Source organism: Natronorubrum halobium, from assembly GCF_051351675.1.
GTDB lineage: Archaea > Halobacteriota > Halobacteria > Halobacteriales > Natrialbaceae > Natronorubrum.
Genome location: NZ_CP195595.1, coordinates 1543103 through 1556903, shown reverse-complemented (window position 1 = coordinate 1556903; position 13801 = coordinate 1543103). Strand labels below are relative to the sequence as shown.

Genomic DNA, 13801 nt, shown 5'->3' with positions numbered 1-13801 from the left:
TCGGCCCGTCGTGGTCCGCCGGACCGTTCGTGGCCGATTGACGGAGTGAACGGGCGTCCGTCAACCGAAATCCCCGATCGTCGACTGAAACCTCCGACCGTCGACTGAAACCTCCGACCGTCGACTGAAACCTCCGACCGTCGACTGAAACCGGATCCAGCGAACCCGAACGCCGGGAGTTGGGACGTCAGCGAACCACGGGTGCGTCGACGTCGCCGATCGTCTCGACCGACGCGCGAACGTGGTCGCCCGGTTCGATCGGCTCCGCACCGGGCGTTCCCGTGCTGAACAGGTCGCCGGGCTCCAACGTCATCACGTCGGAGTGGAACGAGACGATCTCGCGGGGCGGAAACAGCATGTTCCGGACCTCGTTCTCCGCCGCGACCCGATCGTTGACGATCGTCTGCACCGTCAGGTCCTCGAACGCGAGCGGGTCCTCGGGGACCGCGATCGCCGGACCGACGACGAGGAACGAGTCGAAGCTCTTCGCCCGCGTCAGGAATCGCGGGTTGCGCTGGAGGATGTCCTCCGCGGTCATGTCGATGACCGGCAGGTAGCCGGCGACCGCGTCGTCGACGGTCTCCTCGTCGACGTTCCGACACGCTCGTCCCATCAGTACCGCGAGTTCGGCCTCCGCCGTCACCCTGTCGGTCTGCTCGACCGGTGGGAGCCGGATGGGGCCGCCCGGCCCCGTAACGACGTTGTTCGGCTTCATGAAACTCGCCGGCTCGTCCGGTCGTTGCTCGTCCAGATCGCCGGCGTGCTCGGCGTAGTTCAGGCCGATGCCCCAGAGCTTCCCGAATCGCGCGAGCGGCGGGCCGAACCGGAGGTGTGCCGAGTCGACTCTGTCGGCCGGCGCTGCGTCCACGTCGGGAAGCGTCCCCGCCGCGGCGCGCGGGAGCGCGTCACGGACGGTCTCGAGGTCGGGTGCGGCCGCCGAGAGCGGGACGAACCCCTCCTCGTCGCCGAGAAGCGGACGCCCGTCGATCGTGCGTGCCAGGTACTGCATTGTCACTCCTCGCGATCCGTCCAGAAGTCGAACGAGCGGCCGGGCGCGAACACGTCGAACCCGACGGCCAGTTCGTCGCCGGTGTTCTCGACCCTGTGCGGTTCGTCGGACTCGAGCAGGACGGAGTCGTACCGCTCGAGGGTCACCGACTCGCCGTCGTCGGTCGTGACCGTGAGTTCGCCCTCGAGGCAGAGGCAGACCTGCTCGTTCTCGTGGTGGTGCATCGGGGAGCTGTGTCCCGGCGGTTTCTCGAACCACTCGAAGGAGAACCGGTCGCTGCCGGCCATCGAGACGCGCCGCCACCCCTCCTCGGGCTCGTACGTCTCCGCGTCGTCGAAGTCGACCGGTTTCATAGGTTCGCCCCCGTGGAGCCGCCGTCGATCAGGACGCTCTCGCCGTTGATGTAGCCCGAAACTGGCGAGGAGAGGAACGCGACGGTGTTGCCGAGTTCCATCGGATCGCCGACCCGCTCGAGGGGGTTGCTCGCCCAGTCGTCGAGCCCCTCCTCGTAGGAGTCGTAGTCGCCGCGGTCGACGGCCTGAGTGACGAGGGTTTCGATGCGTTCGGTCTCGTGCGGGCCGGGGAGGACCGCGTTGGTCCGGACGTCGGGAGCGAACTCCTTCGAGAGCGTCTTCTCGAGGCCGATGACGCTCATGCGGACCGAGTTCGAGAGGACCAGACTGTCGATGGCCTCCTTGACGCTCCGGGAGGTGATGTTGACGATCGTTCCCTCGCCCTCGCGCAGGTGGGGTTCGGCCTCGCGGGCGAGTCGGACGACGCTCATCACGAGCAGGTCGTACGCCTGATACCAGTCGTCGTCGTCGGTATCCAGAAACGGGCCCGACGGCGGACCGCCGGCGCTGGTCACGAGGTGGTCGATCCCGCCGAACTCGTCGACGGTCGTCTCGATCAGCGTCTCGATGTCGTCCTCGTTCGTGAGGTCGCCCTGCTGGGCGACGACGTCGCCCGTTGCGACGTCCTCGATCTCCGCTCTCGCGTCCTCGAGTCGGTCCGCGTCGCGACCGTTGATGACGACATTTGCACCCTCCCGCGCGAGGGCCTTCGCCGAGGCCTTGCCCAGGCCGCTCGAGGAGGCCGTTACGAGCGCTACGTTGTCGGTGAGTTGTAAGTCCATCTCGTCCGTAATGCCAGAGGAGAAACGCAAAAAGCTTGGTGTTGCGGTAAGGGTTCGGGGCCGGATCGATCGGCTGGAATCGGCCCGTCAGTCGGCGTCCGCGCGAGAGTACTCGCCGTCGACGGCGGCGAACGCGCCCCGTTTCGACTAACCGGCTACCTCGAGATCGCTTCCGCACGTCGATCCCGTATAACGGAAGTGAGACCGTGCAGGGAGACGCTCCATCCGTATCACGCGATACCACCGAACTCGGTCGTCGATCCGCAACGGTACCGCGACCGACTCTCGGATCGGCGCCTGTGTTACAATCATATGGATGTAATTTTAGGCCGTTTCGTTCCGGTTTCGACGGCATTGCCTTCCGTATTACGGAAGGTATCTCTCGTCTTCGACCAGTGGACGCCGGTCGGTCGCCAGTTCGACCTGGTAGTCAGGGCGATGGCTCGGTCGCTGGTAAAAGTATCTTCCGTATGATGGAATTTATAAGTCACGTGCTCGTGAGAGAGCGTATGACGGACGACAACGCCAATCGGATCGGGAGCACGAAGACGAGTTTCGAGATCGTCCACGCGCTCCAGGAGAACGGCCCGTCCAGACTGTCCGAGATCGCCGACCGACTCGATCTGACGGAGAGCACCACCCACCGGCACCTGAACACGCTCCACGACCTCCGGTACGTCTCGCGTCGGGGAGAGCTGTACCAGATCGGCCTCCGCTTCGCCCGATTGGGTCGAGCGGCCCAGACGAGGGACCCGGCCTATCAGATGGCGAAACCGCACGTCCAGACCCTGGCCGAAGAGACCCAGGAACGGGCGCAGTTCGTCGTCGAGGATCACGGTCTCGGCATCTATCTCTACCTGGAAACCGGCAGCAACGCCGTTCGGGCGGGATTCGGGATCGGCCGGCAGATCCACCTGCACTGTTCGTCCGCCGGCAAGTCGATTCTCGCACAGTACTCGCGAGACCGCGTCGACGCGATTCTCGACCGCTGGGGGGTTCCGGCTCACACCGAGAACACGATCACCGATCGCGACGCGTTCTACGAGGAACTCGAGCGCGTCCGCGACCGCGGCGTCGCCTTCAATCGCGAAGAGCACGTCCACGGACTCAACGGGACCGCGGTCCCGATCAAGCGAGACGGGGAAGTCCTCGGCGCGCTCGCCGTCGCGGGACCCTCCCATCGGCTGAACGGCGAGCAACTCGAGGCGGACGTTCCGGACCGGTTGCTCGCGGCGGCGAACGAACTCGAGTTGAACATCACCTACTCGTCGCCGGACAGCGCGGACGACCACGTGGTCGAGTGAGCGTCACTCGAACGACGCCGTTCCGTCGTCGAACGCGAGTTGCTCGCGCTCGAGCACGGAGACCGACCCGCCGAGCTCGTCGAGCAGCGCTTCCGAAACGCGGAACTCGGCGAGATCGGTCGTGTTTTCGATCCACGCGACCCGGACCGTCTCGGGATCGTACCCGCCGAGGGCGTTCAGCGCGACCCGGAGCGCCAGTTCGTCGTCCGGCGCGACGGCGGGAAGCTTCGCCTTGGAGAGCGAGCCGCTCGTCAGCGCGTTCGCGTAGGTTTTCTTCAGGTCGAGCTGTTCGACTGCCGCCCGTCGGGTAATGTCCGCCAGCCCGATGCCGTTCCCGTTCCCGCTCGTCGCCTCGGTGAGTCCGCGGGCGTAGATCAGATCGATCGAGGGCGTCTCCGGATCCGGCGCATTGAGGACGCGGTACCGGCCGATCACGTTCGTATCCATTCCCGCTCCGGAGATCTCCTTGCCGAGTTCGTCGACGACGAGGAGATCAATGTCGTCGACCGGCAGCGTCGCCATCTCCTCGCGCGCCCGCTCCAGCAGGGCCGGCTCCCGTCGCTCGAGCGACGGCCCGTCGATCGCCTCGATCTCCCCGATCTCCTCGTGGAAGTTCTCCACGAGCGCGAGCCCGCCGAGCAGCGGAACGGAGTCCCTGATGGCTGCGACCAGCGACTCGATCGTCGGCACGTAGCCGCGGTCGAGCGCCGTCGAGTGAAACGCCTGGGCGCCCCGCTGCTTTCCGAGGCCGACCGCGAGCATCTTGCAGAGCCCGCTCTCGAGCGGCCCGGTGAAGTTCGTGTGCGGCTTGACGCGATTGACGACCAGTACGGCGTCCGCCGCGAGCGCGGCGGCGGAGAAGTAGACCGGCGTCGTCGTCCCGTCGACGTCGACCTCGTCGAGTTTTTCGACGTCCATCCGCGCATCGATCGGGGCACCGATGCGTTCCTCGGTGAGATCTAGCGCGGCGAGGATCTCGCGCTGACCCGCGGGGGTCGCGCCGCCGTGACTGCCCATCGCGGGGACGACGACCGGCTCGAACCCTCGGTCTTCGATGTACGAGACCGTCTCGGCCGTGATATCGGCGATCCGGTGGATACCTCTGCTTCCGACCCCCACGGCGACCGTCGCGCCGGGGTCGAGGTCGTCGAACGCGAGTCGGTCCAGTTCCGAGCGCGTCGTCGACAGCGGATCGGAGAGCGTGCTCGTGGGCGGATCGTAGCTGACGCGTGCGAACGACGGGTAGCCCTGTGGCTCGATGAGGGGGGCTACGTCGTCCCGGTCGGGAAAGTCCATACGCGTCATAACGGGACCGGCGTGTTAATTCCTCTGCGAAAAAGTTGCCGATAGGTGAACGAATTTAAATGTACTCGTTCGTGACCGAGTATGGAGATCGACCACGTCGAGTCACTTCCAGTCGCTATCCCGCTGGAAGAGCCGGTATCCTTCTCCAACAGAACGCTCACGTATCGCGATCACGCGATCACGTACGTCCGAACCGAGAGCGGACTCGAGGGCGTCGGCTACTCGCTCGGCTACGAAGGCGCGGAGCTGATCGCCGAGGCGGTGGAGTCGCTGCTCGAGCCGATGCTGGTCGGCGAAGATCCGCGGGATACCGAGCGACTGTGGCGGGAGATGTACGACGGGACGGTCCAGATCGGTCGGTCGGGGCTGCTCCTTCGGGCCATCTCCACCGTCGACATCGCGCTCTGGGATATCAAGGCGAAAGCCGCCGAACAGCCGCTGTACAAACTCCTCGGCGGCCACGCCGACGCGGTACCCGCCTATGCGAGCGGCGGCTACTACCGCGACGAGAAGGGCCACGAGGGCCTGCGCGACGAACTGCGACGCTACGCGGACGAGGGCCACGACGTCGTCAAGATGAAGGTCGGACGACGGTCGGTCTCCGAGGAAACGGCGCGCGTCGCGGCCGCTCGTGACGAGATCGGGGACGATCGAACGCTGTTGCTCGACGCGAACGGGGTCTGGTCGACGGCGACGGAGGCCATCCGGGCCTGCCGCGCGTTCGAACCGTACGACCCGTACTTCATCGAAGAGCCCGTGATGATCGACAGCGTCGAGACGATGGCCACCGTCAACGACGCGATCCCGTACCCGGTCGCGACCGGCGAACTCGAGGGGCCGCGGTACGACTTCGAACGGCTGTACAGCGACGGTGCCGCGGACGTGCTCCAGCCCGACGCCACCGTCTGTGGCGGCATCACCGAGTGGCTCAAGATCGCCCATCACGCGGCCGCCCTCGACGTACCGATCGCTCCCCACTACAACTGGAACCTGCACGCGTCGCTGGTCGGTGCGATCGAGAACGCCCTCTGGGTGGAATACTTCTACCGCGATATGGACGTGAAGGTCTTCGACGACATCGTCGAGGAGCCGCTCCAGCCGGACGACAGCGGCGTGATTCCGCTCCCGGACGAGCCGGGTCACGGCGTACGGCTAGACGAGACCGCGATCGAGCAGTTCCGAACGGACGACTGACACCGAACCAGCCGAGAGACCGAGACTACTCATGAAAGACTTCTCAAACCAGATCACGAACCGAGACGAGAGCCGCGACGTCGAAATCACGGACATCAAAACCTGCGTCGTCGAGGGGAACTTCGAGTGGAACCTGATCAAAGTCGAGACCGACGCCGGCGTCACCGGCATCGGCGAGTCCTATCGGGGCGGCGGCGTCCCCGAACTCGTCGAGTACACTAAGCGGTTTCTGATCGGCGAGAACCCGCTCGACGTCGAGCGACTCTCCCGACAGATCATTCAGGAGATGTCGGGTCACGGCGGGACGACGGGCAAGGTCGTCACCGCCGCCTCCGGCATCGAGATCGCGCTGTGGGACGCGGCCGGGAAGATCCTCGATCTCCCCGTCTATCAACTCCTCGGCGGGAAGTTCCGGGACGAGGTCCGGATCTACTGTGACTGTCACGCCGGCGAAGCCTACGCCGTCGAGGACGGCTCCACCGAGTACGCCACCGCGGAGGCCTACTCTCCGGAGGCGTACGCCAACGAGGCCCGCCGCGTCGTCGACATGGGCTTTACCGCGCTCAAGTTCGACCTCGATCTCGAGATGGACAACGATCCCGACCCGTTCAACGGTCGCCTCACCAACGGGGCCATCGAACACAAACGCGAGATCGTCGAGGCCGTACGAGAGGAGATCGGCTACGATATCGATCTCGCCTTCGACTGCCACTGGGACTACTCCGTCGAGAGCGCGAAACGGCTCGCGTACAAGCTCCGGGAGTACGATCTGATGTGGCTCGAGGACCTGATCCCGCCGGAGAACATGGCGGCCCAGAAGGAGGTCACCGAGGCGACGAAGACGCCGGTCGCGACCGGCGAGAACCGGTTCCGGGTGCACGAACTCTCCGAGTTGATCTACGATCACGGCGTCGACATCGTGACGCCGGACCCGACGACCGTCGGCGGACTCAAAGAGACGATGCGCATCGCCGACCGTGCCGAAGAGAACTACGTGCCCATCTCGCCGCACAACGTCTGCAGTCCGGTCGGGACGATGGCCTGCGTCCACCTCGGGGCCGCCATCCCGAACTTCGACCTCCTCGAGTACCACGCCCTCGAGGTCGACTGGTGGGACGACCTGATCGAACGGGACGAACCGCTCATTCAGGACGGCTACATCGAGGTGCCCGAGAAGCCGGGCATCGGCGTCGAACTGGACGAAGACGTGGTCGAAGCGCACGCGCTCGAGGGGACGACGACGTTCTGACCGGTCACCGCGCCGATGCGGGCGAATGCGTGGATTTACGTCGCCATCCGCGAGAGGTAGTCCCATGACATCGACTTCGGCGGCCCCGCTGGACGGCGTTCGCGTGATCGACTGTACGCAGATGCTCTCCGGGCCGTTCGCGACGCAACTGCTCGCGGATATGGGCGCGGACGTCGTCAAAATCGAGCGCCCGAACCGGGGCGACATCACCCGAAACGTCGGTCCGAACGTCGGCGACTCGGGGATCACCGCCTACTTCGCGTCGCTGAACCGCGGCAAGCGAAGCGTCGAACTGGATCTGTCGACCGCGGACGGCGCCGCCGCCCTCGAGGCGCTCGTCGAGACGGCGGACGTCCTCGTCGAGAACTACCGACCCGGGACGATGGCGAAGTGGGGACTTGGCTACGACGACCTGCGAACGGTGCGCGAGGATCTCGTCTACTGTTCGATCTCGGGCTTCCTCGAGGGCCCGTACCGCGATCTGCCGGCCTTCGACATGGTGGCACAGGCGCTGAGCGGCAGCATGAGCATCACCGGGGAGGCCGACGGACCGCCGGCGCGTCCGGGAATTCCGATCGGCGACATCTGTGCCGGAATGTACGCCGTCATCGGAATCACGACGGCGCTGTACGACGGGACCGGCCAGTACGTCGACGTTCCGATGTTCGAGGGGCTGGTATCGTGGCTCACCGAGCGGGCTGGGCGGACGTTCGTCACCGACGAACCCTATCCGCGCCGAGGGACCGTCCACCCGACGCTGGCACCGTACCGAACGTTCGAGACGACCGACGGCTGGTTCGCGGTCGCGATCGGGAGCGACGACACCTGGCGGTCGCTCTGTGACGCGCTCGAGCGTCCCGACCTCGCGGCCGACGATCGGTTCGAAACGAACGACGGGCGCGTCGCTCACAGGGAGGCGCTGACGGCCGAACTCGTCCCGGTGTTCGAGCGGCGGACGAACGACGAGTGGTTCGACCTGTTCCGCGACCACGGGATCCCCGGGGCACCCGTCAAGGATACGCGCGAGGTGTTCGAGGACGAGCACCTCCGGGCGAGCGGCGTCCTCGAGGATCTCGAGATCGACGGCGTCGAACTCCCGTTTCCCGTCTGTCCGATCGCGTTCTCCGACTCGACGACCCGATCGGGACACGAACCGCCACGGCTCGGGGAGCACACGGTCCCCGTCCTCTCGGAGTCGCTTCCGGACGAGACGGTGGCCGCGATTCTCGAGCGGCGCGAGTGACTGACCCTCGAACGAGCGACGTACTCATTCTCACCACGACCGTCTGGAGAACTGCGAACTGATCGAATAATCCGTATCGGCGAAAAACGGTGACAGGCGCGGAACCGACGATCAGGTGGAACTCGAGACAAACGGCGCGTCCCACCCGTTAGCGATGGCTCGCTCCGCGAAGAAGACCAGCGCGAACACGCCGACGCCGGCGAGCTGGAAGACGCGTCCCGGATACACCATGACGAACGCGCCCAGCCAGAACAGGCCGAAGCGAAGCGGGAACCTGAACCGTCGCTTGAGATCGAACGAGAAGTTGATCCCGTAGATGATCGTCAACGCGCCTGCGAGCACGACGAGCCCGGTAACGACGGACTGGAGCCCGAGGTCCGACGAGACGATCTCCGGATGGTAGATGAACGAGACCGGGAGCACGAACAGGGGTGCAGCGATCGTGATCGCGACGCCACACGTCTCCCAGAAGTTCGATTCGGCGATTCCGGAGGCGACCACGACCGCGATAGCGACGGGTGGCGTCACGCCGGCCATCACCGCGGCGTAAAACACCATGTAGTGGGCGGCCAGCTCCGGCACGCCGAACTGGTTGACGAACGCCGGCGCGACGAGCGTCGAGACGATGACGTACGCCGCGACGGTCGGCATGCCGATTCCCATGACGATACAGACGGCCATTCCGAGCAACACCGCGATGAGCAACACGCCACCGGAGAGGTCCATCAGCAACAGTGCGATTCTCGAGGGGATCCCGGTGACCATCAACAGGTCGACGACCCCGTTGACCGCGGCGAGAATGATGGCGATCGGGGCGAGAATAATCGCCCCACGACGGAAGCCACTGACCGTGTTCTTGAGTTCGGTAGTGAACGCGTGTACGGGACCGTCGCTGCCCTTCCGATCGGCGACGAGTTCCTGCAGCACTGGCGTCGTAATACCGAGCGTGACCATCGCCACGATGGTCCACAGTGCCGACGTCATCACCGTCCACTGGTAGTATCCGAGCGTCACGAGGAGAATGGTGAACGGAATGCCAAAGCGGATCCCCTCGACGATCTTGTCGTTCCGCGTCATGTAGTCGTCGAAGTAGTCCTGAAAGTCCAGATCCTGGTCGCCGATCTCGTTGACCGACGTGTAGTGAACGGCGACCGCGATACTGACTAGGAGGATCGCGGCGGGAATGAGTCCGGCGACGATGACGTCGATGTACGCGATTCCGAGGAACGAGGCCATGACGAACGCGGAAGCGCCCATCACCGGCGGCAGTACCTGACCGGACGTCGATGCGGTTCCTTCGATAGCGGCCGCGGTCCGTCCCTTGAGACCGGCATCCATCATCGTGGGAATCGTAAACGAACCCGTCATGCCGGCGTTCGCGGCGTAACTGCCGTTGATCGAACCGATAACGGCGCTCGACAGCACTGCAGTCTGCGCGACACCGGATTCGATATACTTGGCGGTCACGATGGCGACTCGCAGTATGAGATCGAACGCACCGTAGGCGAACAGTAACCCGGCATATAACAGGAACGGCGCGATCCACGCACCCGTTAGCTGGGTCAACGAGCCGTAAAACCCTGCCATGTCGGTGATCAACATCTGCAACATGAACGTGGTGCTGATGCCGCCGTGACCGAGGATGCCGGGAACCATGTATCCGTAGATCGAGTAGACCATCGCTCCGCCGATGAGCACCAGGAAGACGTTCCCGTACGATCGCCAGGTCAGATACAGGACGACCGCGATGACCAGCCAGGCGAGGTTGTACTCGTAGTCGTACGCCCAGCCCTGTCGTTCCTGGTACATGCCCTCGAAGTTCAAGAAAATATACGTGCTCGCGACGGCCATGACGGCGAAACACGCGCCGAGAACGAGGAGGTCCAGATAGTCTTCGTCCTCTATCGACTCTCTGGCCTCGTCGAGGACGTACAGGGCGAGGATTGCGCCGATAAACACCACACCGTACTGCGCTCGAGGGAGCGTCTGGGTTCGCATCCAGAACAGCACGATCGCCCAGAAAACGATCGCACCGACGGTGACGGCGTTGTCGAGTAGTCTTGCACTGAGTTGCTGTGCTGGCGTCGTCGTTTCTGTACTCATATGGGGTTACTATTGGATAGTATCGGTATAATCCTGGGGGGGGTCAGGATGGCGGTTCAGTCGACCGGTCGCGTCAGAAGTATTCGCCGGCCTCGTCCGAATCGCCGACGATCCAGTCGTCGTTCCAGACGCCGGCGTCCTGATAGTACTCGGCAGCGCCGGGATGGAACGGATAGTCGTCCATTCCGGCGGCGGCCATCTCCTCCGCACCGTCCGGCGTGAACCGCTCCTCGGCGTCGCGGACGGCGTCTCCGTGTTCGTCCGCGACGCGCATGATCTCGTACACCGCATCGTCCGGCGTCTCGTGATGGAACGCGAACGTCACCTCGAGGTCCCAGGCGACGATTTCGTCCGCGCCGATGTCCTGTTGCCAGTTGAAGTCGTTCACCGCGTCGTCGTATTCGACGAAGCCGGCGCCGCCGTAGCTCTCGATCGATTCGACGAGTGCGTCGGTGTGTTCGACGTACTGGACGTCGGTACGGGCGTCGTATTCGACGACCCAGCCGGTGTTCCCGACGCCCGGTGTCCCGTACGCGATCGCGGCGTCGATGTTCCCCTCTTCCATCGCGCCCGGCGCGTCGGAAACGTCCATGTCGACGATCTCCATCTCGTCGTAGACGTCGGCCGTCGGCTCCTGGGACCACACGTCGAGCGTCGTCTCGCGAGTGGAGAATCCCGGTTCGGCCGGGTAGACGGTCGCGCCGGCGAGGTCGTCGAACGTTTCGATGTCCGTGTCCTCGCGTGCGACGAGGTAGATACTGTACGGGAAGCCGAGGAACCCCTGCCACGGGAGCGTGTCGACAGGGTCCTCCTCGAACTCGCCGACCTGCTCCTGGGCTTTGGACATCGAGTTGTTGTCGACGATTCCCGCGTCGAACTCGCCGTCGGACATCCGGTAGGCCGTTCCGATATAGCCGGGACTCTCGATCGTCGAGTACAGGACCTCGTCACTGTGCTCCCCGACTGCCGACTCCATCGCGAGCCCCACGTCGAACGTACCGCCAGTGGACGTACCGACACGGACTTCTTGCGTATCGTCCCCCGTACACCCAGCGAGTCCAACGACGCCTGCCCCTGTGGCAGCCTGAACGAATCGCCTTCTTGTCAGACTGCCACCATTGCCGTTCCTAGTCATATGTGTGCAACTAGGTGTGTTCCACCTTATCACATAAAGGTTCCCCCGAGTCATATATTACATAAAGGACCCCGTGAAGCACTGATACAGACCGGTCCTCCTACGGCATGATGAACCGGGTAGAACCGGCTGATTGGAGCCACAAGTACTATGCTACTACTGTTGTTCACCGAACCAGTGACTGAACGCACGACTGGGGACCAGATCTGCTTCCGTGAGAGACCCCGACGAACTCGATCGAACGTGCCAACGCTGCCGGTTCGAATCGGATCTCGAATCCGTTCGACGGACTCCCCTGTCGGAACGGCTGCCGTGTCGGAACCCGGACTGAGCAGCGACTGCGGCGAGTTTCTCGCTCGGCACGGTTCCGTTTTCTCGAGGCGATCGGCTAACGAAGCTACAGAGTCCGGTCGGTTTCGACGGCAGCGTGCGGGGAGAACGCAACCAAGCGCGTAGCGCCCACGAGCGATCGATTGGGCGACTAGGTACGTCGACTCTAGATCAGTACGGCGGCACGTGGATTTAATACCGTCCGTTCAGAGGTATCACTATGGCCTCGAACGGAAACAGCCCCGACGCTCCCGAACAAACGATCGGTCAACGCGCGTTGAGCGGCTTCCATCGCCTGCAATCGACGTACGACCACGTCGAAAACAAGGCTCAGCGTATACTGCCGAGAGTCTCACGTGGCCTGGAACTGATCCTCGCAGTCGCCCTGTTCGTGGGTCTCGGCTACTGGTTCTACACGTTCCTGTTGGTTCCGTAGCCACGGTCGATACGAGGACCGGAACGGTAGGTGCCGGAACGGAATGCAACGAACGTACCCGGCACCGCCACGGGCCGATCCTCGAGGAGGGTCGGTCCCACGGACGAGACGACCGGCTACTGGACAGATATCGTCGTCGACGCCTCGCATGGTTTCGCTCCTCAGAGATGAGCGCCGTCGGACGAGCGCGGATCGAGTGGGGAATCGAACGACGCTCGAGGACGACGATACCACTCGTTCGCCGTCGTCGCTCCGGCACTCGGTCTGCCGCCGAAGGATATTTACAACCGTCCGTTCCACGATACCTGTATGAACAGTTCCGATTGGGAAGTCCTTCTTCCGGCCGAAATCGACCCCGTCGGGCCGGAGTCGCTGTCCGACATCGCCGCTACCGTGAGCATCGACGAGTACGACGATCGCGAGGCCCTCCTCGAGGACGCGAGCCGATTCGAGGCGGTCATCACGCGAATCGAACGGCTCGACGCCGAGTTCATCGACCACGCGACGAGCCTCGAGATCATCTCCAAACACGGCGTCGGAACCGACAACATCGACGTCCCGGCCGCGACCGAACACGACGTGATCGTCACCAACACGCCGGGCGTGAACTCGCGCGCCGTCGCCGAACACGCGATCACCCTCACGATGGCCGTGCGGCGACGTCTCCTCGAAGCCGATCGTAACGTCCGGGCGGGAGACGAACACGATTTCGTCACCGACGAACTCCGGAACGATACCGTCGGCCTGTTCGGCTGTGGCGATATCGGCCTCGAGGTCGCGACCCTCGCGTCGGGGCTCGGGATGTCGTGTCTGACGTACGATCCCTACGTCGACGAGAGCGAGTTACCGGCGTACGTAACGACGGTCGACTCGCCCGAAGCGCTCTTCGAACGGGGCGATGTCGTCTCCGTACACACGCCGCTGACGTCGGAGACACGCCACGCGATCTCGCACGCGGAGTTCAACCGCATGTCGTCGTCCGATATATTGATAAACACAGCCAGGGCCGAAGTCGTCGATCGAGAGGCGCTCGTCGCAGCCCTCGAATCGAAGTCGATCGCCGGTGCCGGAATCGACGTGTTCGCGGACACGTCGTCACACGAGACTCCGCTGTCGAAGTACGACAACGTCGTCTTGACACCACACGTCGGTGCACAAACGACCGAAGCACTCCACGACGCGAGCGTCGAATCGGCGGCGAACGTGCGGACCGTATACAACGGCGAGAGACCTGACACAGCGATAAATGCTCACGCGCACTAATACCGAAACCGGCCATCTGTCGATCGTTTCGTTCGCTATTCCGTTCGTTGCGCGGATCCCACGAGCGATCGCAACACCTCGTGGTTCGTAACGTC

The 13801-nt window shown here is 64.1% G+C and carries 12 protein-coding genes; 6 read left to right on the top strand and 6 right to left on the bottom strand.

Annotation, left to right across the window (positions count from 1 at the left end; all coding sequences use genetic code 11):
- Positions 1 to 187: 187 nt before the first annotated feature.
- The 3 genes from ACSFC7_RS07655 to ACSFC7_RS07645 are packed head-to-tail and all read right to left on the bottom strand — an operon-like array spanning position 188 to position 2144.
- A complete protein-coding gene (locus ACSFC7_RS07655; RefSeq protein WP_436347119.1) occupies positions 188 to 1009 on the bottom strand; it encodes a fumarylacetoacetate hydrolase family protein in 822 nt (273 codons plus the stop codon).
- A 2-nt stretch (positions 1010 to 1011) separates the two neighbouring features.
- Positions 1012 to 1362 (bottom strand): cupin domain-containing protein, encoded by a 351-nt coding sequence (locus ACSFC7_RS07650; RefSeq protein ID WP_436347118.1) that lies wholly within the window; start codon positions 1360 to 1362, stop codon positions 1012 to 1014.
- On the bottom strand, positions 1359 to 2144 hold the full coding sequence (locus ACSFC7_RS07645) for an SDR family oxidoreductase (RefSeq protein WP_436347117.1): 786 nt from the start codon (positions 2142 to 2144) through the stop codon (positions 1359 to 1361). Before ACSFC7_RS07645 ends, ACSFC7_RS07650 begins: the two co-directional genes overlap by 4 nt.
- Before the next feature lie 509 nt (positions 2145 to 2653).
- On the opposite strand from ACSFC7_RS07645, the gene ACSFC7_RS07640 reads away from it, so the two are divergent.
- Entirely contained in the window at positions 2654 to 3448 is a 795-nt protein-coding gene (locus tag ACSFC7_RS07640) for an IclR family transcriptional regulator (protein ID WP_436347116.1), read from the top strand.
- A gap of 3 nt (positions 3449 to 3451) precedes the next feature.
- Here ACSFC7_RS07640 and ACSFC7_RS07635 read toward each other — a convergent pair whose 3' ends face one another.
- Complete coding sequence (locus ACSFC7_RS07635) at positions 3452 to 4744, bottom strand: DUF362 domain-containing protein (RefSeq protein ID WP_436347115.1); 1293 nt, start codon at positions 4742 to 4744, stop codon at positions 3452 to 3454.
- 90 nt (positions 4745 to 4834) lie between these two features.
- Between ACSFC7_RS07635 and ACSFC7_RS07630 the strand changes: the two genes are divergently transcribed.
- From ACSFC7_RS07630 to ACSFC7_RS07620, 3 genes are all read left to right on the top strand, one after another.
- The gene (locus ACSFC7_RS07630; RefSeq protein ID WP_436347114.1) at positions 4835 to 5947 is read left to right on the top strand and encodes a mandelate racemase/muconate lactonizing enzyme family protein; all 1113 of its coding nucleotides are present in this window, start codon (positions 4835 to 4837) and stop codon (positions 5945 to 5947) included.
- Positions 5948 to 5978: 31 nt separating this feature from the next.
- Complete coding sequence (locus ACSFC7_RS07625; RefSeq protein WP_436347113.1) at positions 5979 to 7196, top strand: mandelate racemase/muconate lactonizing enzyme family protein; 1218 nt, start codon at positions 5979 to 5981, stop codon at positions 7194 to 7196.
- Between the two features lie 64 nt (positions 7197 to 7260).
- The gene (locus ACSFC7_RS07620; protein ID WP_436347112.1) at positions 7261 to 8439 is read left to right on the top strand and encodes a CaiB/BaiF CoA transferase family protein; all 1179 of its coding nucleotides are present in this window, start codon (positions 7261 to 7263) and stop codon (positions 8437 to 8439) included.
- A gap of 111 nt (positions 8440 to 8550) precedes the next feature.
- Here the strand turns inward: ACSFC7_RS07620 and ACSFC7_RS07615 are convergent, their stop codons facing one another.
- Complete coding sequence (locus tag ACSFC7_RS07615; protein ID WP_436347111.1) at positions 8551 to 10542, bottom strand: TRAP transporter permease; 1992 nt, start codon at positions 10540 to 10542, stop codon at positions 8551 to 8553.
- A gap of 73 nt (positions 10543 to 10615) precedes the next feature.
- On the bottom strand, positions 10616 to 11677 hold the full coding sequence (locus ACSFC7_RS07610) for a TAXI family TRAP transporter solute-binding subunit (protein WP_436347110.1): 1062 nt from the start codon (positions 11675 to 11677) through the stop codon (positions 10616 to 10618).
- 550 nt (positions 11678 to 12227) lie between these two features.
- Between ACSFC7_RS07610 and ACSFC7_RS07605 the strand changes: the two genes are divergently transcribed.
- The gene (locus ACSFC7_RS07605; protein ID WP_436347109.1) at positions 12228 to 12443 is read left to right on the top strand and encodes a hypothetical protein; all 216 of its coding nucleotides are present in this window, start codon (positions 12228 to 12230) and stop codon (positions 12441 to 12443) included.
- Between the two features lie 309 nt (positions 12444 to 12752).
- Positions 12753 to 13706: a hydroxyacid dehydrogenase gene (locus ACSFC7_RS07600; RefSeq protein WP_436347108.1), complete on the top strand. Its 954-nt coding sequence runs from the start codon at positions 12753 to 12755 to the stop codon at positions 13704 to 13706.
- Positions 13707 to 13801 lie beyond the last annotated feature (95 nt).